Below are 21,969 nucleotides of genomic sequence, written 5' to 3' on the forward strand. Positions count from 1 at the left end.
TGCGGAGTGCACGACCATGAGCCAGCCCGGCAAGATCCTGCTGCAGACGACGATCCCCACCGTCATCGACGATTGGCATATCGGCCGCTTCAGCCTGTTGCGCGACTATCTGGCCGGCCTGCGCGACATGACCGGCGCGCCGCTGTTCGAGGTGACGGCGCGTGACCGCGATCCACCCGGCGCGCCGGACAGCGTGATGTCGCAGCTGGACACGTCGTCCTTCGACGAGATGTGGCTGTTCGCCGTCGATACCGGCGACGGCCTCACCGAGGCGGACTGCGCCGCCATCTCGCGTTTCCGCCAGCGTGGCGGTGGCCTGCTGGTAACGCGCGACCACATGGACCTGGGCTGTTCGGTGTGCACGCTGGGCGGCGTCGGTGCCGCGCACTTCTTTCACTCGAAGAACCCCGAACCCGACCCGGCGCGGCGGCGCATCGACGACACCGCGACCCGCGGCATCCTGTGGCCGAACTACCATTCCGGCGCCAATGGCGACTTCCAGCACATCGAGGTCAGCGCGCCGCTGCATCCGGTGCTGACCGACCCGGATTCGCCGCACGGCGCGGTGAACTGCCTGCCCGCGCACCCGCACGAGGGCGCCGTCGGCAAACCGGCGGACGATCCGAGCGCGCGGGTGATCGCGACCGGCCGCAGCACGGTCAGCGGGGCGGTGTTCAACCTCGCGGTGGCGTTCGAACCCTCGGCCGATGGCGGACCAGCCATCGCGCAGTCCACCTTCCATCACTTCGCCGACTACAACTGGAATCCACAGCTGGGGGCGCCCAGCTTCGTCACCGAACCGCCGGGCGATGCCCTGGCGCACTCGCCCGAGGCGCAGCGCTCGATCGAACGCTATGTCAGGAACGTGGCGTTGTGGCTGGCCGGGTGGCCGGTGGATACCGCGGTGGCGGAGTAGCCGCTCAGCTCACTTCGCTGCCGAGGCGCAGGTTGATGCCCAGCGTCGTGGCCAGTTCGCGCAGCGGTTCGCCGTCGCGGGTCAGCGTCATCCAGCCCGCGTACGTATCGCCAGCGGTCTCCCACGCCCACAGCGTGTAGCCGAACTCGGCCAGGCGGTCGTAGGCAATCGAGAACAGTTCGGCTGCGTCCATGTCGTCGTAGAACTCATCGTCGTCCGGATCGCCGTTCCAGTCGATCGAAAGATTCCAGCGCGAGGACAGCTCGTTCACCGCCTGCACCAGCGAGCGCAAGTCGTGCGCGCCGACCATGAAACCGGAGCGCCAGTCGATCACCCGGCCGATCACTTCGATCGGCTCGACCTCGTCGGCGTCGAGCTCGGCCATAGCCTCGCGGTAGTCGTTGAACTGCAGCAGCGCGGTTTCCTCGTCGCCCGGGTTGATCAGCAGCAGCAGCTGCCAGACCTTCGCCTCGACGGAATCCTCATCGACGTCGTCGAATTGGCGCTCGGCATCGTAGTCGTCGTCGGAGGAGTTCATCGATGGATCACTTCAGGCGGAGTCGCATGGTGGCGCGTCCGTCGCCGCGGGGGAAGCGCCGATCGTCACGCGCCCACGCGACGGCGCATCGCGTTCATGTCGGACACCGGCCGGATCTCGATCGCACCGGTGCGCGACCACGGGAATGCCGAAGCGATCCGCACCGCCTCGTCCATGTTGTCGGCCTCGATCAGGTTGAAACCGCCCAGGTACTCCTTGGTTTCGGCGAACGGCCCATCGAGCACGCTGAGGCGCCCGTTGCGCACCCGTATCGTCTTCGCCGTGGCCGGCGCCTCCAGCTGCTGCGAACCGTGCAGATGGCCGTCCTTCTGCAGCTCGTCCGCGTGCATGAAGCAGCCGCGCATCATCGTGTCGAACTCGCCTTCGGGCAGCGTGCCCAGCAGGCTGTCGTCGGTGTAGATCATGACCAGGTATTTCATGGCGTCCTCAACGGGGGAAGGTTCATGGAGACAGGGGAGACATGGCAGGCATGGATAATGCCGCATCATGTCGATCATGCACGATACCCCCATCGCTTTCTCCTGCCGGCCCATCGCGTTCGCACGCTCGCCCTATGCGCGCCGGATCGACGCGCCGCATCAGTCCACGGTGATCGCCGGCACCGAGACGGCAGCCGCCGCCGAGGCCACCATCGAGTTCGTGGACGGGTTCCCCGCTGCCGCGTTCCGCGACCTGGCCGGCTTCGAGCGGATCTGGCTGGTGTTCGTGTTCCATCGCAGCGAAGGCTGGAAGGCCGAAGTGCGGCCGCCGCGCGGCGGGGGCAAGCGCAGCGTGCTGGCCACGCGCTCGCCGCATCGGCCGAATGCGATCGGGCTGTCCGCGGTGGAGCTGGTGGAGGTCGGCGCACAGGCCTTGCGCGTGCGCGGCATGGATCTGCTCGACGGCACGCCGATCCTCGACATCAAGCCCTACGTGCCCTACGCCGATGCCTTTCCCGACGCGCGCGCGGGCTGGATCGACGGGATCGACGCCGCGCAGGGCCGCCACTCGGCGCCGGGACCGCGCAAGCCGCGCAAGCCCGCACCGGGCGACGCTAGCGCGTCATGAGCAACTGCCGCAGCAATCGCTGCCGCCGCTGACATGGATTTGCCGCGGCTCGGACATCCGGCTGGCTTCGTAACCGGCGGCCAGCAGCGCCGCGATGACCTGGTTCGCGGTGAGCTGCGCCGACACGTCGATCCGTCCGGCGAGGAGGTCGCTGGTGACCTTCGCGTTGGCGTCATGGGCGCGCAGCGCGGCGGCGATGGCGCCGGTGTCGCCGGCAAGATCCTTCACTTGAAACAGCATGGGCATGTTCTCCAGGGCGCGCGGCGGGACATCCGCCAAGGCGATGATGGCGGCCGCCGCGGCCGGGCGCCCTGATCTCGGTCAGGCAGGGCGGCCGCGCCGATCCCGGTCCGTGAGACAGGTCGCGCTTACCTTGTCCGGGCCGCAACGAAACCTTCGTCGACGGCGCCCGATTCACTGGCAGTGGTCGGTTTGAACCTTTGCCGCGTCCGGCGCATGCCTGACGCGGTTTTTTTGTGCGCATCCACCCGCCGCCATCGCCGCGGGTCTTCATCATCGAGTCGTGTCCGCGTGCGGGATGGCTGGATCGTTGCCGTACCGATGAAAGCCCGTCTGTTGCTGCCACCGCTGCTGCCCGCCGCAACCGCATCGGCGACGGCTACACCATCGTCGGAGCCATCTCGTCGCTGCCGAGGCCGGGCATCAGTCTGGATAAGCCAGGCGCGCCGGGAGGTAGACCCGATCGACCCTTCGCTCAGTTCGCGGCAAGCGCCGCCGCGTCGCCCTCCGGCGCTTGCCGGGTCGCCAGCTGGCGCCGCGCACGCAGCTGCAGGAACGGACGCTCGACAAGGTAATGCAGCGCTGCGCCCAGCAACAGGACGGCCAGGGCGTACACCGCGAACGTGATCGCGCGATGCTCCTGCAGCGACGCGCCCAGGCCGGTCTGCACGAGATGGAACGCGATCTTGTGGCTGAGGTACAGGCTATAGGAAATGGCCGCGACCCAGCCCGCGCCGGGCACGCGCCAGCGGCCGAGCAGGCTGCGGCCATCGGCGCCGGCGAACACCAGCAGCGCCAGGCCGAACGACAGCAGCGGCCAGCCGATCGCATTGGCCGGCAGGCCGGTGCGATCGCGAAACAGCCACAGCGCGAGACCCGTCACCGCCACCCCGCCGACCAGCACGACATTCGAATGCCGCTGCCAGCGTGTCCACGCCTGCGGCCGGTACACCCGCAGCGTGGCCAGCACGACACCCATCAGCAGGCCGTCCAGCCGCGTCCAGGTCGGGTAGTAGATGTCCTCGAGAAACCAGGCGCGCGCCGGGTCGAGCGCGCTGTCGTGCAGCCATGCCGTGGTGCGCCAGCCGATGCCGAGCATCACGATGGCCACGCACAAGCCCGCGAATTTCCGCATCGACGGGCGCCGGGTCAGCCACCAGGCCAGCAGCGGAAAGACCAGGTAGAAGTGCTCCTCCACGCACAGCGACCACGCATGCGAGAACGCGCTGTTGTGCACGGGATCGATCAGCAGGTTCAGCGTGAACGTGGCGAACTGCCACCACGGCTGCAGCCCCGGCGCTTCGCGCAGCGCGGGAAAGAACGCGTACAGCCCCAGCACTACCGCGAACGCCGGCAGGATGCGCCACGCGCGCCGCGCGTAGAAAGCGCCGAACGAGAACGGCTCGCCCCGCTGCAGCGGCCGCAGCACCTGGCTGCCGATCAGGAACCCGCTGAGCACGAAAAAGATGTCCACGCCCGCCCAGCCGTAGCGCGACAGCCAGGCAAAGTGCGGACCGAGCCCGCCGACAATGAAAGAGTGGAACAGCATCACCCAGACGATGGCGATGGCGCGAAGCAGGTCGAGACCGGGAAGGCGGAGCATGGGACGTCCTGTCGCCGGGATCGGCACCGAGGGGCAAGCCGGCGACATGCCGGCGGGTCGGCTATTGGATCACGCCATCGCCCCGCATGCGCAGCCCGTCCGGACGGCTATCGTCGGCTGCCGGCGATGGCCGCGAGGCGCGATCCCGCGGTTATCAATGGGCATCCGTCCAGGTCGATTCGATGTCGGCCTTGACCGCGTCGTCGAGGCTCTCGGCCGCGGCATCCGCCAGGCCGTGGACGCAGCCATGGCGCATGCCGGCGTAGTCGCCGTCGTGCCGGAAGGTGGCGGTCCAGTGCACGCGACCGGCGCTGGGCGGCTGGTAGTCCGCTTCGTAGGTGAAACCGTTGGCGGTGGTGCCGGAAACACTGCCCATGGCGGAAAACCTCGTGGTGTGGCGATGCGGACAGCATAGGCTTTCGCGCGTTGTGACGGTGGCCTCGCCCAGCGCAGACGGCCGGTTCAGCCGCCAGGTGCGCATGTGCGCATGTGCGCAGCGCGACCGTCCCGGCCTCCGGCACGCGGCTGATGTGGAACCCGGCCTGCGCCTGCCGGGCGCGGCAGGCGGAACCCTGTCCGGCCGAAGGCGGACAGCCGGCGCGGCCCGGGGCACGATCAGGGCCCTTCAGCCGTCGACGTCGGCCAGCGGCGTATCGCCCGCGGCCACTTCCAGCGCCTGCAGCGAAACGATCTTGTTGCCGCCGTCCAGCTGCTGCCTTCCGATCTCCCGAAAACCCAGCCGTGCGTGGAATCGCGCGGACGCCGGGTTGGGCGGCTCGATGTCGAACTCGCAGGTGATGAGCGGTACGCCGTCGCGCGACCCCCGTGCGTACACGTCGCGGTAGAGCCGGGTGCCGGCGCCGTGCGCGTGCGAATCGGCGGCGACCACGACGCGATCCACGTACAAAAACCGCGCATGGCGCTGCGCAAACCATCGGTAGTTCGGACTGTCGTAATCGGCGCCCTCGCGCAGCGCCAGCAGGAACGCCTCGATGCGCCCGTCCCGCTCGATCACGCGATGCAGCGCCGCCTGCGCATGCAGCCGCGCAAGACGCATGCCATCGAGTGGGCTGAGCACGCTGACGAAGGCCTCGTTGAGCGCCAGGATGGCCGGGAAATCCCCGGGAACCGCATCGCGGAGCATCACCCGGCACGAGCTCCGGGCATGCCGGGGCGGTCCGGCCCGCTCAAGCCGGGATCTCCGGAATTTCCGGGATCAGCGCGGACAGGTCGGTGACGCCGACGTCGATGCCGAGCTGGCTGAACAAGGTGGTGGCCTGGCCGCGGTGATGGGTCTGGTGATTGAAGACATGACGCAAGACCAGTCCGGACAGCTTGGTGTGCGGCTCGCCGACGCTGTTCACGTAGTGCAATGGCCGGCCATACACCGCCTCGGTGGCTTCTGCGGTGAAATCGACGATCGCCGCATCCATCGCCTCGCGCGCGCTGCGCAGCTGTGTGAAGTCGGGAAAGGCGATGCCGCGGCCCAGCCCGGGCAGCGGCAGCGGGCGCACGGCGTCGAGCGAGGCCAGGTCGGGCAAGCCCGCCGCGAAGCGCTTCATCCAGTGCGTGTCCGCGGCAAGGATATGCGCCAGCGTGGCGAGGATCGAACCGAAGAACGCACCCCGGTCCGCTCGCAATTCCGCCTCGTCCAGTTGGGCAGCCGCCGCATAGAGCCGCTCGTTCATCCACTGGTTGTAGCGGGCCATCAATTCGAAATCGAGCTTGAGCGACATGGGTTTCCAGTGTTGAGTCAGCAAGCGCATCGTCGTCTGCGCTGCCGCCCCGTGGCGGCACGAGCGGAACCGGGTTGTTCTTCGCGCAATGGATGCGGCGGCTACATCTGTTCCACCGGCAGCACACGCCGGCGGGCACGCTCGCGCAACGAACAATCGCGGAGCGTTTCGGCCATCGCCTCGAGCCCGGGGATGCCGTAAAGCAAGACCGACGACATGTCCTGGTCGGAGGAATGCAGATGTACCTGGCACTGCCCCAGCAGCCGCATGCCGAGGGGTTTGAGCACATCGAAATGGTCGACCCGGAACAGTTCGAGGTTGTCCTTCGCCTTGGAGAACACGCCCCGCTCGACCTGCACGCGCTGGGTGGTGATGATGAACGTGGTGCCTAGGCTGCGGATCCAGTAGACCAGCAGCGCGATGCCGAGCGTGCACACCGCCAGCACGAACTGGCCGAAGCTGTAGATGACTTTCGGATGGCCGGAGAACAGCTCCTTCTCCACCGTCGTCTCGTGAGCCGCGACGTAGCTGTCGAGGTCCGTTCCGCAATATCGGCATTTGTGCGCGGCCGCCTGGATTTCTTCCGCACATGCCGGGCATCGCTTGGTGGCTGGTTCCATGGCTGTCTCCGTAGGGCATCGGGACCGGTGCCTAGATTAGCGGCGTTTCGAACGCCGCGGGATGCATGGTGGTTCAGCGGCTCGCTGGCCGCTCACGTCGATAAGCGCCAGCCCCGCCGCCGGCCAGCAAAGGCGATTGCCCCTGCGCAACGAAACGCGGCTTCCGTGGCAGCCGGAGCCAGACTGGATGGGCAGGCATGAGCGCAGGTCGCTGATCGGATGGCGCCGGCATCGCTACCGGGCGGCCGGCGTTCCCGCGTGATGCGCCAAGGCAAAATCGATCGCCGAGCAAACCGCGGTCGCCTGCGCGGCATTGCACTGCTCGGGTGTCGCTCGCGGGCTGTCGGGGTAGACCTCGGTCGTGGTCTTGTAGGGCGCATCGGTGATGCTGGCGCAAAGGCCCAGCCGCGTGAGCGCGTACTCGATGACACCCGGCGCCACCATCGGCGAACCGATGATCTCGCCCTTCGCATCAGCCGGCGCGATGTGGGTGACCTTCGCCACCGCCGCGATGATCGCCTGCTGGAACGCCGGCTGCGGATGCTCGCTGTCGTCGACCAGATAGAAGCCGTCCGGGACTTCACCTGGCTCATAGGCCGCACCGTCGCGGGCGGCCAGCGCCGGGCGAAACTCGGATTCGTCGCTGTCCGTGGTTTCGTGCAGATCGACATGCACCAGAACGCGATCGCGGAACGGCGCGACCAGCCTCATCAGCGCCGCCGATTCCGGTACCGGGCTGTCGCGGCGGAACGAGCGGTTCGGGTCGAGCGCAGCCGCATTCCAGCGGTGGACCCGCTCGTAGGCCCAGGGGCTCACGCAGGGCACCACGACCAGGTTGGCCCGGCCGTCATAGCTCGCTGCGTGCCGTTCGACGAATTGCAGTGCGCCGTGCACGCCGCTGGTTTCATAGCCGTGCACGCCGCCGGTCACCAGCACGCAGGGAAGCTCGTCGCGCCAGGAGCGGCTCCTGATCGCGAACAGCGGATAGCTGTCCGGGGGGACATCCAGCCGGCCGTATTCGGACACGTCGAGGCGCGCACGCAGGGCGTCGACCCGGCCCAGCACATCCGCTTCGTAGCTGCGCTGCACGGCTTGCCGGGATCGCCATGTCGCCACCTCCGCCTCGCCCCAGGGACGTCCAGGTGTGCCGATGGGATAGAAGGCCGGGATCGTCATTGCGTCGCTCGCTTCGCCGAATAGGGGGGGAGACGACGAACTTTAGCATCCGGTTGAAACGCTGCCGGCGAACCCATGGGCACGCCTCCCGCTTGACGCCCCGGGATGCCGGGGCGGCGGTCATCTCTTCGACAACCGATACGCCACGGTCTGCAGCGCGCTCACCCCTTCGGCGATGAAGCCCGGCTGCTGCGCGAGGATGTCGCGGCGCACCAGGGCCTGCACCTGCCAGTCGCGGCCATACAGGTCGCGCACCTCCGCTTCCGGCACGGCAAATGGCGGACCCTGCTTTTCGTGTGGCGGATACTCCAGCGTGATCAGCACGCCGCGGCAGCCAGCCGGCAGTTGCGCATGCAGCTCGCGCACATAACGCCGGCGCTTTGGCGGCGGCAGCGCAATCAGCGCGGCGCGGTCGTACACCGCCGCGCAGCCGGCCAGCACATCGGCATCGAGACCGAAGACGTCGCCGCAGATCAGCTCGATGTCGCCCGCGCGGTAGTGGCGACCGTAACGCGATTCGTGCACCCGCGGCGCCAGGCCGTGTTCGGCGAAGAACTGTGCGACCGCCAGCGGCGACAGTTCCACGCCCAGCACACGGTGGCCCTGCGCGGCCAGCCAGACGAGATCGAGCGACTTGCCGGCCAGCGGCACGAACACCTGACTGCCAGGCCCCAGCGCCAACTCCGGCCAGCACTCGAGCAGCAGTGGGGTCGGTCGGTCCTGGTGGAAACCGATGCGGCCTTCGCGCCAGCGCTGATGCCAGAAGTCGGGGTCCATGGCGGGTCTCCTGGGCATGGGAAGCTGGATGCCGGACGATGCCGGCGAGGGCGCCATCCTGCCATTTTTTCGCTTTCAGGTCGGCCTGGCCACGAGCCCGGACACTGCCGGGAAACCTGCCTTCCCCAGGACTGCCCCCGTCGATGGCCTTTGATCGGGTAGCGGCGGCGCGACCAGGCGTGATGCAGCTCGGGGGACCTCATCGCCGCGCGCTTGCCCAACGCCTTGTCATCGCCTGCCTTGCCCGCGGCAGCGGCAACGCCCGACGGCGACCAGCACCACCGAACCCGGGCCGGTCGCAGCCAGCAAGAGCAGAACCGCCTTGCGCGGCAGCACCCAGCGCAGCAAGTGGCGGGGCGAATTCTTGCTGCCGCCGTGTACGGCCGGCCTGTCCGGCTCAACCCGAATTGAGCGGCCACCGGTCAATGACGTATCGGAAGATGGCGTGCGACACCTTGTTCGCCGCGGTCACAGCGTTACCCGGCCGGCAATGCATATGGTCACCGCACCGCCGACCCACAGGCCGGTGCCGTCCTGCACCACGTGCACCCGACCCCTGCGCCCCAGCGCCGTACCCTGACTGGCGATGTACATCGGCGGCGCGATGCCGCTCCCGATCAGCCATTGCGCGAGGCCTGCATGCAGGCTGCCGGTCACCGGATCCTCGTAGCCGGCCGCGGTGAAAGCACGCACCTCGAATTGCGCGTCCTGCCCGTCCGCTTCGCCATCCCACGGCGCCACCACACCGACGCGCATCCCGGCGATCGCCGGGTAATCCGGGCGCAGTGCCAGCACCGCATCGCGGGAACGCAGCAGAACGGCCAGCCAGCCCGGCCCGTTGTCGACCCAGCTCGCATCGACCAGGGCACCGGGCGCCAGCTGAAGTCCGGCCACGACGCGCGCCATGACGTCGGGCTCCAGCGAACCCGTGCGGCGCAGCGGTGGCGCGGCGAAGGCGAGGCGGCCCGGCTCGCGGCGGACCCGAACGAGACCCGCCGCGCACTCCTGGACAATCTCCCCGCCTCTGGGCCTGCCGCCCGAACCGAGCCAGGCATGGCATGTGCCCAGCGTGGGATGGCCGGCGAACGGCAGCTCCTGCGTGGGGGTGAAGATGCGAACGCGATAGTCCGCCTCCGGCGCGCGCGGCTGCAGCAGAAACGTCGTCTCGCTGAGGTTGGTCCAGCGGGCGAAGGCGGCCATCTGCGCCTCGTCCAGCGCGTCGGCGCCAATCACCACAGCCAACGGATTGCCGCCGAGAGGTTGCGACGAAAACACGTCCACTTGCTGGAACAGAAGATCAGTCAAGCGTTCATCCTCTCGATGGTTCAGGAACGATCCCCGTCACCACGATCGCGGGCGCCGAGCCTGGTGCAGGCACCGGCGCTTCGCGGCGCGTCGGGGCCGAAAAACGGGCTGCGGGGCAGTCGAGGCAGAAACCCTCCTCCCGCAAGAACGATCAAACGCCGTCGCCAGGGTTGCGGCTACTCTGCACCGGTCGATTCTACCGCCGGGTTTCAGGGGATGGCCGCTGCCGAGAAAGCGCTCTGGTTCATCGAAAGCCATTACAGCGAGGAACTGTCGCTCGGCCGCATCGCCGAGGTGGCCGGGGTATCGCCGTTTCACCTGGCGCGGCTGTTCCAGGCCATGACCGGCTGCTCGGTGGTGCGCTACCTGCGCGCACGCCGGATGACGGAGGCCGCGCGCCGGCTGGCCGGTGGCGCGCCGGACATCCTGGAGGTGGCGCTGAGCAGTGGCTATGGCTCGCACGAGGCCTTCACGCGGGCATTCGGCGAGCAGTTCGGCATGAGCCCGGCGAGCGTGCGCGAGCGCGGTTCGGTGGCCGGGCTGGCTCTGCTCGAACCGTGGCGCACCGCCGATGGCGCAAGCGTGACGCTGGCCGAGCCGCGCCTGGCCCGCGATGGCACGCGCTTCATCGCCGGGCTCGCCTGCCGTTACACGCCGGACACCACGCAGGGCATTCCGGCGCAGTGGCAGCGCCTGATGCTGCACCATGCGGCCGCGCTGCCGAAGCGGCGTACCGCGTTCGGCGTGTTCTGCAACAGCGACGACGAAGCCAGCTTCGAGTACATCGCCGGTGTCGACGTGCCGGGTTTCGGCGGCCTCGACCCCGCGCTCGGCACCTTGCGGCTGCCGGCACGCGAGTACGTGGTGGCCACCCACCACGGCCACATCTCGGCCATTCGCCGCACCTGGCAGGCGTTCGTCGGCGACTGGCTGCCGCGCTCGGGACTGCGGGTGGCCGACGCGCCGGATTTCGAGAAGTACAGCGCGGATTTCGACGACGCCGGCGGCATCGGCGATGTCGAGATCTGGCTGCCCCTGCAAACGTGATCAACCAATCAAGCATCACCATCGACGAGGATCGCATGACCGCACGCACCCACTTCATTGCCCTGGCCGCCGCATGGCTCGGCGTCTGCACCATGGCGCACGCAGGCGCGGTGGGCGAGATCCATCGGGTGGCGCATACGCCGAGCGCGGCACTGCGCGATGCGCAGCACAGCGATGCGCTGCGCATCACCGTGTGGTATCCCGCCACGGCCGGCGCCGCCGAGACGCCGCTGCAGGTCGGACCGTCGGGCCATCCGCTGTTCGACGCCGGCCGCGCCGCCGCCGATGCGCCGTTCGCGCCGGGGCGGCATCCGGTGATCCTGTTCTCGCACGGCTTCGGCGGCAGCGCGCGGATCATGGCCTGGTTCGGCACCGCGCTGGCGCGTGCCGGCGACGTGGTGATCGCGGTGGATCACCCGGGCACCAACGGCCGTGATCCGATGACGATGGCTGGCGGCCTGCTGGTGTGGGATCGCGCGGTGGACCTGCGCGTGGCGCTCGATGCCGTCGCGGCCGATGCGCAGATCGGCCCGCACCTGGACCGGCAGCGGCTGGGCGTGGCCGGCTTTTCACTGGGCGGTTTCGCCGCGCTGGTCAGTGCCGGGGCGCGGGTCGATATCGACCACATCATCCAGTTCTGCCGCGCGCATGCCGCCGACGCAACATGTGCGGCGCAGGCCGAGGCGCCCGATCAGAGCATGGCCGCCCGCGAGCAGGCGCTGAAGACGCCGGCGATGGCGCCGCTGGCGAAGCATGCCGGCGACGACTACGCGATACCCGGCGTGCGCGCGGTGTTCATGATGGCGCCGGGCGGGATCGAGGCGCTCGCCCCCGCCAGCCTGCGCGCGCTGAACACACCGACCCGCATCCTGCTCGGCGATGCCGACCCGGTGGCGCCGCCGGCCAGCAACGGCAAGCTCGCCGCGACCTTGCTGCCGCATGCCAGCCTGAAGGTTCTGCACCGCGTGGGCCACTACGATTTCCTGGCCGACTGCACCACGCTGGGGCAGCAGCGCGAGCCGCCATGCAAACACTTCCAGGCGCCGCAGGACGATACCCACGCCACCGCGATCGCCGCGGCCGAGGCGTTCTTCGCGAATCATCTCTGAACGGCCGCGCCGGGCGGGCGCCGTCCACGCCCGCTGCCGGTTTTCCACCTCGCTCCATCAGGCATTCGCCAACGCCGGCTCGGCGGTGGTCCTGAGCGGCCACGGATCGGCCCAGCCGGGAATCTCCATCAAGCGATCCAGCCAGCGCGCGACATGCGGGTAATCGGCAAACGGCATTTCCGCGCGGCGCCACTCGCATGCCATGGACGCCAGCTGGAAATCGGCGATGGTGAGCCGGTCGCAGGCGATGAAATCGCGCCGTTCGAGGTGGCTGTCCAGCACGCCGGCGAGCCTCTCCAGCTCCGGCAGCATGGCCGTCATTTCCGAGCGGTCCATCTCGCCGAGATGGAAGGCCGGCTTGATCACATGCTCGAAGTAGAACGGTCCAACCGCGCGCGACCAGTGGGTATCGCTCCAGGACAGCCAGCGCAGTATCTCGATCTGCTCGGCCGGCCGCTGCGCCGGCCACATGTCCGAGCCGGTCTTGACGCAGAGGTACGCCATGATCGCGGACGATTCCCACAGCGTGACGTCGCCGTCCACCATGGTCGGCGCCTTGCCGTTGGGGTTGAGCGCAAGGTACGCGGGGGTCTTGAGCCCACCCGCCCGCAGGTCGACCTCGATGCAGTCCGCGTCGATGCCCAGATGCTTGACCAGCGCCAGCACGCGGCGCGGCGCCTGCGCCCTGATCCAGTAGATCTTCATGTCTCTTCTCCGGTTTGTGGGTTGCCGGGAGCGCAGCTTACGCGGTGACAAAATATGTTAAAGAACATAATATGCGGGCCTTGTCATGTCTGGCCACCGGAGGTCGCCGCACCATGCCCTACAGTCCCGAACATGCCGTGCAGACACGCGCCCGCATCGTCGAATCCGCGCGGCGCCTGTTCAATCGCCACGGTTTCGAACAGGTCACCATCGACCAGATCATGGCCGCCGCCGGATTGACTCGCGGTGGGTTCTACCATCACTTCCGCAGCAAGGACGAGCTGTACGCATCGGCCGTGGCGAGCTTCGTCACGTGCAATCCGTTCGCCATCCAGACGGCTGACGCCGCGCAGCGTCTGCGCGATCCACGCCGACTGGCCCGCATGCTGGTGGAGCTTTACCTGAGCGACGACGTGCTGGACAACGTCGACCTGCATTGCCCGCTCTACGCCCTGCCGTCGGACGTCGCCCGCGCCGGCCTGGAGCCGCAGCAGGCGTATACCGCCCTGATACGCGGCATGGGCCACATCTATCGCACGGCGCTCAAGGGCGTCCGCGATGCGGGCCGTCGCGCCGAAGCCGTGGTGGCCCTCTGCGTCGGCGGGATGGTGCTGGCGCGCACCACCCATGATCCGGACCTGCGCAAGTCGCTTCGCGCCTCGGCCCGGCACCAGGCGCTGGCCCTGTTGAAGGTGGAATAGCCATGGGCGCTGCCGCAACGCCTCGGTGGGCAGTCGGCTCACGCGGTCCGCTTTCCGATCGTCAGAGGCTTCCGGCTCCCTTGCGCAGCCAGCGATCGACCAGCGATTTCTCGTAACGCAACGAGTCCTGATCCGCACCAGAGCTGTGGCTGAGGAAGGACAAGTCTCGCAGCTCGCGATGGCCCTGGCGCAGCACCTTGCCGTCGGCGCCGTACAAGGTGAAATCCAGGTCGATGCGCGGCGGATAGATGTCCTTGACGACGCGCACGTCGTCGAAGCGAGGTCCGCGCCAGGGCTCGTACTCGCCGGCGCGGTCCACATCGGTCACCTCGATGTCCAGCCGCTGGCCCGGCGCCAGGACGCGCGAGGCGCGCTGGGCGATGTAGGCCTGAAGCGGTTGCAGATAATCGTCGGCCTTGATCAGGTGAACCCCGAAACTGCGTTTCGCCTCGGTGAAGTGCTGCGGATCCCTGTAGCGAACGCTGACGTTGCCCGGCGGTGTCGCCGCCGATGCGATGACGGGGGCGAGGGCCAGACAGGCAGTGAACCACAGGCGGAACAGCGGGGAAGATTGCATGGCTGATCTCCCGGAACGGAGCGGCGTTCAGTATACGTCCGGGCCACACGCCGGATAGCGCCGGTGTGCCGATGGCGAGATGGCCGTCCGCCATCGGCAGCCTGCGATGGCTACGGTTGTTGATGCGCCCCGGAAATGCGCCGGCGCAGCGCGCGGAAATGGCCGATACCAAGCTTCGCACCCCGGCGAAAGACTAAAGAATCCGACAGCGGCGATCCCGACGGCGTGGTCCAATAGGCGTCCCGGTCGCGGCAAGCCAGCGCATCCACTGGCCTGGCCGGGTTCGCCGCCGGACATCGCGTGATGCGGGCGGGCCTGCTGTGCATCCGCGCCCCGGCATGGGCTGTTCAGCCCGCAACCCCTACGGAGCTCCACATGACACAGATCGAGAAGGCCAGCCTCTTTGCGCAATTGCATGTCAGGGGCACACCGCTGGTGCTTTGCAACGCCTGGGACGCCGGCAGCGCGAAGGCCATCGTGGCTGCGGGAGCGGCGGCCATCGCCACCAGCAGCTGGGCCGTGGCGGCGGCGCAGGGTTATGACGATGGGGAAAACATTCCCGCAGGATTCGTCGAGCAGATCGTGGCGCGGATCGCGGCGACGATCGATGCACCGGTCTCCGTCGATGTCGAAGGCGGCTATGGCGACGACGATGCCGCCCTCGCCCGGTACATTTCGCGCCTGCTGGAACGGGGCGTGGTCGGCATCAACTTCGAGGACAGGATGGTGTCGGGGACCGGCCTGCACGACATCGATCGCCAGGCACAGCGGATCGCCACGATCCGCCGCGCCGCCGAACGCAAGAACATCCCGCTCTTCATCAATGCGCGTACCGACCTGTTTCTTGGCGGGCAGGCCGATCCCGCCAGCTTGATGGGCGATGCGCTGGCCCGGGCCAACGCTTACGCCGCAGCCGGCGCGTCGGGTTTCTTCGTTCCCGGGTTGCGGGACGATGCCCTGATCGCGCGGCTCTGCAAAGACGCACCGCTGCCGGTCAACGTGATGGTCATGGATGGCGTATCGCCGACGACGCGCCTGGCGGCGCTGGGCGTGGCGCGCGTGAGCTATGGCCCGATCCCCTACATCCGCGCGATGAACGACCTGAAGGCGGCGGCAGCCCTGCTCCGCTAGCGCGCGTCGATCGGCACACCGGCTCGAGTATCCAGGCGCGGCGGCGTGTGCGCTAGCCATTGCCCTGGTGCGGCGGACCGCGTCGCGGACCCTCGGCGCAGCGGCCTGATATCGCCCCCGGCCGATGCGGAACATGGCCCGGGAGCGCTACAGTCTGGGCCCGGCCGTGCGCAACGGCTGCCTCACAACCAAGCGCCGGCGCCACCCGACACCTCGCCATGACCGATCGTTTTTCCGACAACGCGTTGAGTGTCCGCGTGCTGCTTGAAACCAGCACGCTGGCGATCCGCGACGTGGCGTGCTCCGGTACCTGCCGGCACAGGTCACCGACCGAATGCGCCGGCGCGACGCACCTGGTCTTCCCCTATCGGGGCGTCTTCGTGCGGCACGTCGGCAATGTCGACACGGTCGCCGAGTCGAACCAGCTGGTGTTCTTCAACGACGCGGAGGAATACCAGGTCAGCCATCCGGTCGGCGGCGGCGATGCCTGCCTGTCGCTCGCGATCGACCAGGAGCTGCTGCGCGAGCTCAGCCCGCGCGACCAGCTTGCCGATGGCGCCGCCAGCGTGTTCCGCGCGGCGCGGCGCGGGATCGATCCTCGGGCCCAGGCGCTCGTGGCCCTGTTGCGCCACAGCCTGAGCCAGGGCGCGATCGAGACGCTCGAGGCCGAAACGCTGGCGCTGGCCCTGATCCGGCGCTCGTTGGGCGAGCGTACCTCGCATGCCCCGGCCGCCAGCTACGGGCGCCAGAAGCTGGTCGACCGCACCAAGCTGCTGCTGGCGACCGAGCCGGCGCGCCGCTGGACGCTGGCCGAGATCGCCAGGGAGATCGGCGTGTCGCCGGTCTACCTCACCCAGGTGTTTGCGCAGGTCGAGGGCATTCCGCTGTACCGCTACCAGCTGCGCCTCAGGCTCGCACGCGCACTCGACCTGCTCGCCCGGGGCGACGACCTGACCACGCTCGGCCTGCAACTCGGTTTTTCCAGCCACAGCCATTTCAGCGCGGCCTTCCGGCAGCTCTACGGCCGCACGCCGGCGGAATTCCGCCGCGCCGTTCTGCTTCGCCAGCCGCCGAAGCCGGCGCGGCGCCCGATCGCTGAAGATTCCGACAGCGGCATCGTCGTCCCAGGCGCTTTGATGGCGTACCCGAATGACCGGGCCCTTGGAGATGACGACGATGAACCAGAAGACCTGCGCCGCATGCGACTACCCCCTGGATGACAATGCGATCAGTGTGACGATCGGCGGCAGGACCGTCGAAGTCTGCTGCGACGATTGCGCGCTCGCGCTGAAGGAGGCGGGCGCCTCCATCGACAAGGAGGGCTGAGCGGCGGCGACCCGCGAAGCGATGGGTTCGGCGACCTGCGCCGAGGCCCGCTTCCGGGCGCCTCGTCTCGACGAAACCTGCACATTCCCTTCCGTGCCCCCTTCGTACGCTCCGCTCGTAGGCACACGTCCTCACAGGCGGCGCGGACAACGCGCCTGATCGCGGCCAGGCCATGAATGCGAATAGCCCCAGCGACACCGACGACAACCCCGGCCAGCCTGACCGGGCGGTTGCGCTGGAGCGGGAAAATGCACGCCTGCGCGAAGTGCTGGCACGCCACGGAATCGATGCCGACAAGGCGCTGGCGGAGAACGCCGCCAGCCCGGTGGGCGCCAGCGCGCCGAACGACGACCTGCAGCGCAGCAACGCTGCGCTGCAGGCCAGCCAGGCGGCGCTGATCGAAAGCCAGGGGCGGCTCAACGGCCTGTTCGCCATGACCACCGTGGGCGTGATTTTCTGGGGCCCGGACTTCACCGTGACGGGCGCCAATGGTGCCTTCCTCGCGATGACCGGCTTCAGCCCGGAGGAGGCGCGAGGCCTGAGCTGGCAGCAGCTGACCCCGGAAGAGTTTCATCCGACCTCCCTGCACGCCATCGAAGAACTCATGACTGCCGGAGAAAGCACGCCCTACGAGAAACAGTACTTCCGCAAGGACGGCTCGCGCTGGTGGGGCCTGTTCGCCGCGCGCAAGGTAGAGCACGAGACCGTGGAGGTCGTGCTCGACGTCACCGACCGCCGGCAGGCGCAGGAGGCCCTGCGCGAAAGCGAGGAGCGCATGCGCCTGATCGTGGAGGGCGCCCGCGACTACGCCATCTTCACCACCGACCCGCAGGGCCGCATCAGCCAATGGTCGTCGGGCGCCGCCGCCGTCTTCGGCTGGAATGCGGAAGAGGCTGTCGGATGCTCGGTCGATATCATCTTCACCCCGGAAGACCGCCGCGCGCGGCAGCCGGAAAAGGAAATGGCCCTGGCTCGCACGCATGGGATCGCCCCGGATGTGCGCTGGCATCTTCGGCGGGACGGCACGCGTGTGTTCATCGACGGGCGCATGAGTGCGCTGCGCGGCCCGCACGGCGAGCTTCGCGGCTTCCTGAAGATCGGCCAGGACATCACCGAGCGGCGCGCCGCCGAGGACCAGCTGCAGCAGAGCGAAGCCGCCCTGCGCCATCTGACCGAGACGCTGGAGGCGCAGGTGGACGCGCGCACCGCTGAGCTGCGTCGGGCCGTCGAGGCGCTCCATGCGGAGGCGCGCGAGCACGCGCAGGCAGAGGAAGCGCTGCGCCAGGCACAGAAAATGGAGGCGGTCGGCCAGCTCACCGGCGGAATCGCGCACGACTTCAACAACCTGCTCGCCGGCATCATCGGCAGCCTCGACCTGATGCACACGCGCGTCGCCCAGGGCCGCTACAACGACCTGGGCCGCTACCTCACCGCGGCCCGTGGTGCGGCCGACCGCGCCGCCGCACTCACCCATCGCCTGCTGGCGTTCTCGCGACAGAAGACGCTCGACCCCAAGCCGACCAATCTCAATGAACTGGTGCATGGCATGGCCGAACTGCTGCGCCGGACCATCGGCCCGCACATCACGATGGAGGTGATCGGCGCGCCGGCCCTGTGGACGGCGCGGTGCGACACCAACCAGCAGGAGAACGCGCTGCTGAACCTGTGCATCAACGCGCGCGATGCCATGGTCGAGGGCGGTCGGCTGGTCATCGAAACCGGCAACGTGCAGCTCGACGTCGACCAGGCCAACGCACTGGATGTGCCGGCCGGCCCCTATGTATGCCTGCGCGTCACCGATACCGGCAGCGGCATGCCGCCGGACGTGATCGCGCGCGCCTTCGATCCTTTCTACACGACCAAGCCGCAGGGCCAGGGGACGGGGCTGGGCCTGTCGATGGTTTACGGCTTCGCGCGGCAGAGCGGCGGCCAGGTGCATATCGATTCGACGCCCGGCCACGGCACCTCGGTGGCGATCTATCTGCCCCGGTACGAGGGTCCGGCGGAGATCGACGCCCCGCACGACCGGACGGCGACCGCGCCGGAAGCCGAAGCGGGAGCGACCGGGGTGGTACTGGTGGTGGACGACGAGCCGACCGTGCGCATTCTGGTCGGTGAAGTGCTGCGCGAGTGCGGCTACACCACCCTCGAGGCGGGAGACGCCAGCACCGGTCTGCGCGTGCTGCAGTCGCTGGCGCCGGTGGACCTGCTGGTGACGGACATCGGCCTGCCCGGCGGCATCGATGGCCGGCAGCTGGCCGATCGTGCGCGGCTCACGCGTCCGGCACTGAAGGTCCTTTTCATCACCGGCTACGCGGACAGCGCCAGGCTCGGCACCCTGGAACCGGGCATGCAAGTGATGGCCAAGCCGTTCTCGCTGGACGCCCTCGCCTCACGCATCGGCGACATGCTCGAGGGCGGCGCCCGCCAGGGAACGGGCTGATCGACCCGGCCGGACAATGCCTGGCGCCAGCACCGCCGGCAACGCCGGCAACGCCATCGTGGTCGATCGACGACTCCACGTTAACCCTGCGCCCGCTAGCGTGACGGCCTACCTGACCGCGGAGCACCGTCATGTCCAAGGGCGACAAATCCTCGTATACCGACAAGCAGAAGCGCGAAGCCTCGCACATAGAAAAAAGCGAGAAGAAGGAAGGCAAATCGGAGAAGACCGCCGAACGCATTGCGTGGGCGACGGTGAACAAGCAGGACGGCGGCGGCAAGAAATCCTGACCGAACGACCGCGCCTCTTTCATTCGGGCCCGGTGCCTGCGGCCCCGCAGCCGGACATCTGCACCGACCAGGTCACGTTCTGGATCTTCCACTGCCCGTCTTCGCGCACCAGGTCGAAGTGTTGTTCGCCACAGTGCGCCACCTTGCCGTCCACGGCGAAACTGTAGCGCCCCCAGACCAGCGCCATGGCGCCTTGCACCCGCACCAGCGGATCGTGCATGCGCTCCGCGTAGCGCTCCGGTCCCGGCGTCGCTTCGGCATAGGCATCGAGGGCCGAGCTGCGCACGCTCACGCTGCCGTCGGCTCGATGGAAAAGGACGGTGGCCGTGCCGGTCGGCCGCAGGTACCGGCGGATGCCGGGTTCGTCGCGCGCGGAGACCGCCGCGAGGGTGGCTTCGACCGCGGCCAGGGCGGCTTGCTCGTCCATCGTGCGCGGCACGGCCGGTGCGGCGGCGGCGGGAAGCGCCGCGGCAAGGAGCAGGACGACGGTGCTACAGAAACGAGGTTGCATGACATCTCCGCGAGAGGCGTTCCGACCCATGGAGCGAAGGCAATGAAATCGCGCGGGCAACCACGGAATGATCCGAACTGCCCTGCACGCCCCTGCGCCGCGGCAAAGTGAAGGTCGTCCGACTTTCCCGCACCTCAATTAAGCGCGCATGACCTCGCCCTCGACAAGCGCCGGCAGCGCCGGGCGTCGAGACCGCTCTCGCGCCTCGCGCGTGCGCAGCCATGGGGACGGATGACGCTTGCTTCGCCGGGGCGCGTGCCCGAAAGTGAGGCGCTTGCCAGCCGGAGGGACCCCAGGATGACCCATTACATAGCCCTGCTTCGGGCCGTCAACGTCGGCGGTACCGGCAAGCTGCCGATGAGCGAGCTCAAGGCCTTGTGCGAGGCCGTCGGCTTCGCGGACGTACGCACCTACATCGCCAGCGGCAACGTGCTCTTCACGAGCAAGCTCGCCGAATCCGCGGTGAAGAAAAAGCTGGAAAAGCAACTGCACGACTACGCGGGCAAGCCGGTCGGCGTGCTGATACGCAGCGCCGACGAGATGGCCCGGATCCTGGCCGACAATCCGTTTCCGGAAGCACCGGGCAACCGTGTGGTGGCGATCTTTCTCGACGACGCTCCCGCGGCCGATGCGCTGGACAACGTCAAGCATCAGAAACTGGAGCGGCTTGCCTGCGGCAAGCGCGAGATCTACGTCCACTACGGCGAGGGCATGGCCGACTCGCGTCTGACGATTCCCGCCGCCAAGACCGGAACCGCCCGCAACATCAACACCATCACCAGGCTCGCCCAACTGTCCTGCGCATCCTGAGCCCGCCTGGCGTGGTCGGCGAAGGCACTGTGCCGGATACCGCTTCGGGTTCGCCAGGGGCGCTGCCCCGGTTGGCTCCCGATGCTAGTTCCTGACCCCGGCGCTGCCGCGACGGAGCGCGGCGGCACGGTCCAGGGCTTGCCGTGCGCGGCGCGCCTCGCCCAGTTGCTGATACGCGTGGGCGACGCCCAGGTAGAAGCGCGGGTCGCCGTCATACAGGCGGATGGCACGCCGGTAGTGCTGCACGGCGCCGGCGTAATCGCCCTGCTTCGCATCGTCCTCGGCCTGCAGGAACTGGAAGTAGGGATCTCTCGCCTGGATCTTCTCGATGCGCCGCGCATAGATGGCACGGCGCGCCTCGTCGCCGTTGTTCCGGTACAGCGTCACCAGGTTGACCAGCGCACTGGCGTTATCGGGGTCGAGCGCCAGCGCCTTGAGGTAATCGCGTTCGGCCGCCTGCGGGTCGCCTTCGCGCAGGTGCATCACGCCGGCATTGGCCCAGGCGCCGGCATAGCGCGGGGCCAGCTGCAACGCCATCGCCATGTATGGAGCCGCCGCCGCGGGCGTGGTGCCGGCCAGCAGCTCGGCGGCGCGATTGCTGTAGTAGAGCGCCAGCAGGCGCTGGTCGGAAACGGGCTCGGGCGGGTTGTGCGCCATCACCAGGTCCCGCGCCACATCCACCGTGAAGCGCGTGCGCCCGATGCGAAGGCCCGCGTTGACGTGGTTGAACCCGTAGATGATGTTGTCGTCCACGCGCCAGGCCACGATGTCGTCGAGCTCCTGCCCATAGGCCTGCAAGCCGGACGCGCGCGCCAGCGCCACGGTCAGCAGGGTGAAGGTCAGGCAGTTGGCCTGGCGCGTGCGGTAGGCCTGTTCGACGGTCGACGTGGCGTCGGCCGAATACGTCATGCCCAGGCCGGACTTCTGGAACAGGAACACCACCAGCCGGTCCAGTCGCGCCCGGTCGGAATCGCCGCCGTCGATGACCTGCTGCTGCAGTTGCGCACGCAACCCCGGCGGGACCGCCATGACCTGCTCCGGGCGCGGCATCGGCGACACCGCCGGCGCAGCCGGAGCAGGCACGGCCACTGACCATGCCAGGATGGCTGCGTACGCCCAGAGCATCATGCTGAAACCCTCCCGCGCCGTGGGGCGGGAATGTTTGCCGCGTCCAGTCTAATCCCCTTCGCCGGCGCCGGATCAGTGGCCAGTCGTCGGCTTCAGCGGTGACGGCGTGCGCCTGGATCTTGCCGTCGGCACTGCCGCACCCGGGACGCCCGGGCAGACTCTGCGCGGCGGCCCGCCGCCACGGTGTCCATCGCGGCGGGCCGGTGAAACCG

General features: G+C 68.6%; 25 protein-coding genes and 1 pseudogene. 11 read left to right on the top strand and 15 right to left on the bottom strand.

Annotation, left to right across the window (positions count from 1 at the left end):
• The first annotated feature begins 16 nt into the window (after positions 1-16).
• On the top strand, positions 17-916 hold the full coding sequence (locus tag ACFPME_RS11465) for a hypothetical protein (protein WP_377305319.1): 900 nt from the start codon (positions 17-19) through the stop codon (positions 914-916).
• 4 nt (positions 917-920) lie between these two features.
• Here the strand turns inward: ACFPME_RS11465 and ACFPME_RS11470 are convergent, their stop codons facing one another.
• Positions 921-1,454, bottom strand: coding sequence for a DUF6630 family protein (locus ACFPME_RS11470; RefSeq protein ID WP_377305321.1), 534 nt, complete (start codon positions 1,452-1,454; stop codon positions 921-923).
• A gap of 65 nt (positions 1,455-1,519) precedes the next feature.
• Entirely contained in the window at positions 1,520-1,894 is a 375-nt protein-coding gene (locus ACFPME_RS11475; protein ID WP_377305323.1) for a YciI family protein, read from the bottom strand.
• Between the two features lie 67 nt (positions 1,895-1,961).
• Between ACFPME_RS11475 and tsaA the strand changes: the two genes are divergently transcribed.
• Positions 1,962-2,522: a tRNA (N6-threonylcarbamoyladenosine(37)-N6)-methyltransferase TrmO gene (gene tsaA, locus ACFPME_RS11480; protein WP_377305325.1), complete on the top strand. Its 561-nt coding sequence runs from the start codon at positions 1,962-1,964 to the stop codon at positions 2,520-2,522.
• Here tsaA and ACFPME_RS11485 read toward each other — a convergent pair.
• The 9 genes from ACFPME_RS11485 to ACFPME_RS11525 all read right to left on the bottom strand — a co-directional run bounded on the left by ACFPME_RS11485 (position 2,517) and on the right by ACFPME_RS11525 (position 9,979).
• Complete coding sequence (locus ACFPME_RS11485; protein ID WP_377305326.1) at positions 2,517-2,762, bottom strand: hypothetical protein; 246 nt, start codon at positions 2,760-2,762, stop codon at positions 2,517-2,519. The two genes, tsaA and ACFPME_RS11485, sit on opposite strands and share 6 nt — an antisense overlap.
• Positions 2,763-3,237: 475 nt before the next feature.
• Positions 3,238-4,365: an acyltransferase family protein gene (locus ACFPME_RS11490; RefSeq protein ID WP_377305327.1), complete on the bottom strand. Its 1,128-nt coding sequence runs from the start codon at positions 4,363-4,365 to the stop codon at positions 3,238-3,240.
• Positions 4,366-4,519: 154 nt separating this feature from the next.
• Complete coding sequence (locus ACFPME_RS11495) at positions 4,520-4,741, bottom strand: TonB-dependent receptor (protein ID WP_377305329.1); 222 nt, start codon at positions 4,739-4,741, stop codon at positions 4,520-4,522.
• Positions 4,742-4,990: 249 nt separating this feature from the next.
• Complete coding sequence (locus ACFPME_RS11500; RefSeq protein ID WP_377305445.1) at positions 4,991-5,509, bottom strand: GNAT family N-acetyltransferase; 519 nt, start codon at positions 5,507-5,509, stop codon at positions 4,991-4,993.
• Positions 5,510-5,552: 43 nt separating this feature from the next.
• Positions 5,553-6,101 carry a DinB family protein gene (locus tag ACFPME_RS11505; RefSeq protein WP_377305331.1) on the bottom strand — a complete coding sequence of 183 codons (549 nt, stop codon included), beginning with the start codon at positions 6,099-6,101 and terminating at the stop codon, positions 5,553-5,555.
• 101 nt (positions 6,102-6,202) lie between these two features.
• Positions 6,203-6,721 carry a PH domain-containing protein gene (locus ACFPME_RS11510; protein ID WP_377305333.1) on the bottom strand — a complete coding sequence of 173 codons (519 nt, stop codon included), beginning with the start codon at positions 6,719-6,721 and terminating at the stop codon, positions 6,203-6,205.
• 234 nt (positions 6,722-6,955) lie between these two features.
• Positions 6,956-7,897 carry a M14 family metallopeptidase gene (locus tag ACFPME_RS11515; protein ID WP_377305335.1) on the bottom strand — a complete coding sequence of 314 codons (942 nt, stop codon included), beginning with the start codon at positions 7,895-7,897 and terminating at the stop codon, positions 6,956-6,958.
• A gap of 120 nt (positions 7,898-8,017) precedes the next feature.
• On the bottom strand, positions 8,018-8,674 hold the full coding sequence (locus tag ACFPME_RS11520; RefSeq protein WP_377305337.1) for a thiopurine S-methyltransferase: 657 nt from the start codon (positions 8,672-8,674) through the stop codon (positions 8,018-8,020).
• 468 nt (positions 8,675-9,142) lie between these two features.
• Entirely contained in the window at positions 9,143-9,979 is an 837-nt protein-coding gene (locus ACFPME_RS11525) for a PhzF family phenazine biosynthesis protein (protein WP_377305339.1), read from the bottom strand.
• Between the two features lie 216 nt (positions 9,980-10,195).
• Here ACFPME_RS11525 and ACFPME_RS11530 point away from each other — a divergent pair, with 216 nt between their 5' ends.
• Entirely contained in the window at positions 10,196-11,026 is an 831-nt protein-coding gene (locus ACFPME_RS11530) for an AraC family transcriptional regulator (RefSeq protein WP_377305341.1), read from the top strand.
• Between the two features lie 35 nt (positions 11,027-11,061).
• Positions 11,062-12,135, top strand: a complete 1,074-nt coding sequence (locus tag ACFPME_RS11535; protein WP_377305343.1) for an alpha/beta hydrolase family protein — start codon at positions 11,062-11,064, stop codon at positions 12,133-12,135.
• Between the two features lie 57 nt (positions 12,136-12,192).
• On the opposite strand, the gene ACFPME_RS11540 is transcribed toward ACFPME_RS11535, so the two are convergent.
• Positions 12,193-12,840, bottom strand: coding sequence for a glutathione S-transferase family protein (locus ACFPME_RS11540; RefSeq protein WP_377305345.1), 648 nt, complete (start codon positions 12,838-12,840; stop codon positions 12,193-12,195).
• A gap of 113 nt (positions 12,841-12,953) precedes the next feature.
• Here ACFPME_RS11540 and ACFPME_RS11545 point away from each other — a divergent pair, with 113 nt between their 5' ends.
• Entirely contained in the window at positions 12,954-13,541 is a 588-nt protein-coding gene (locus ACFPME_RS11545) for a TetR/AcrR family transcriptional regulator (protein WP_377305347.1), read from the top strand.
• 61 nt (positions 13,542-13,602) lie between these two features.
• On the opposite strand, the gene ACFPME_RS11550 is transcribed toward ACFPME_RS11545, so the two are convergent.
• Complete coding sequence (locus ACFPME_RS11550; RefSeq protein ID WP_377305349.1) at positions 13,603-14,118, bottom strand: DUF3016 domain-containing protein; 516 nt, start codon at positions 14,116-14,118, stop codon at positions 13,603-13,605.
• Between the two features lie 303 nt (positions 14,119-14,421).
• Between ACFPME_RS11550 and ACFPME_RS11555 the strand changes: the two genes are divergently transcribed.
• From ACFPME_RS11555 to ACFPME_RS11575, 5 genes and pseudogenes are all read left to right on the top strand, one after another.
• Complete coding sequence (locus tag ACFPME_RS11555) at positions 14,422-15,249, top strand: isocitrate lyase/PEP mutase family protein (protein WP_377305351.1); 828 nt, start codon at positions 14,422-14,424, stop codon at positions 15,247-15,249.
• Between the two features lie 257 nt (positions 15,250-15,506).
• Entirely contained in the window at positions 15,507-16,469 is a 963-nt protein-coding gene (locus ACFPME_RS11560; RefSeq protein WP_377305353.1) for a helix-turn-helix transcriptional regulator, read from the top strand.
• The gene (locus ACFPME_RS11565; protein ID WP_377305356.1) at positions 16,426-16,575 is read left to right on the top strand and encodes a hypothetical protein; all 150 of its coding nucleotides are present in this window, start codon (positions 16,426-16,428) and stop codon (positions 16,573-16,575) included. Before ACFPME_RS11560 ends, ACFPME_RS11565 begins: the two co-directional genes overlap by 44 nt.
• A gap of 172 nt (positions 16,576-16,747) precedes the next feature.
• Positions 16,748-19,018, top strand: a complete 2,271-nt coding sequence (locus ACFPME_RS11570; RefSeq protein WP_377305358.1) for a hybrid sensor histidine kinase/response regulator — start codon at positions 16,748-16,750, stop codon at positions 19,016-19,018.
• Between the two features lie 131 nt (positions 19,019-19,149).
• Positions 19,150-19,305: pseudogene (locus tag ACFPME_RS11575) on the top strand (HupB); the annotation flags it as partial.
• A gap of 22 nt (positions 19,306-19,327) precedes the next feature.
• Here the strand turns inward: ACFPME_RS11575 and ACFPME_RS11580 are convergent.
• Positions 19,328-19,819: a nuclear transport factor 2 family protein gene (locus ACFPME_RS11580; RefSeq protein ID WP_377305360.1), complete on the bottom strand. Its 492-nt coding sequence runs from the start codon at positions 19,817-19,819 to the stop codon at positions 19,328-19,330.
• A gap of 297 nt (positions 19,820-20,116) precedes the next feature.
• Here ACFPME_RS11580 and ACFPME_RS11585 point away from each other — a divergent pair, with 297 nt between their 5' ends.
• On the top strand, positions 20,117-20,629 hold the full coding sequence (locus tag ACFPME_RS11585; RefSeq protein WP_377305362.1) for a DUF1697 domain-containing protein: 513 nt from the start codon (positions 20,117-20,119) through the stop codon (positions 20,627-20,629).
• Between the two features lie 84 nt (positions 20,630-20,713).
• On the opposite strand, the gene ACFPME_RS11590 is transcribed toward ACFPME_RS11585, so the two are convergent.
• Positions 20,714-21,658 carry a tetratricopeptide repeat protein gene (locus ACFPME_RS11590; RefSeq protein WP_377305364.1) on the bottom strand — a complete coding sequence of 315 codons (945 nt, stop codon included), beginning with the start codon at positions 21,656-21,658 and terminating at the stop codon, positions 20,714-20,716.
• Between the last annotated feature and the right edge of the window lie 311 nt (positions 21,659-21,969).

The organism is Rhodanobacter umsongensis (assembly GCF_042654965.1).
Lineage (GTDB): Bacteria > Pseudomonadota > Gammaproteobacteria > Xanthomonadales > Rhodanobacteraceae > Rhodanobacter > Rhodanobacter umsongensis.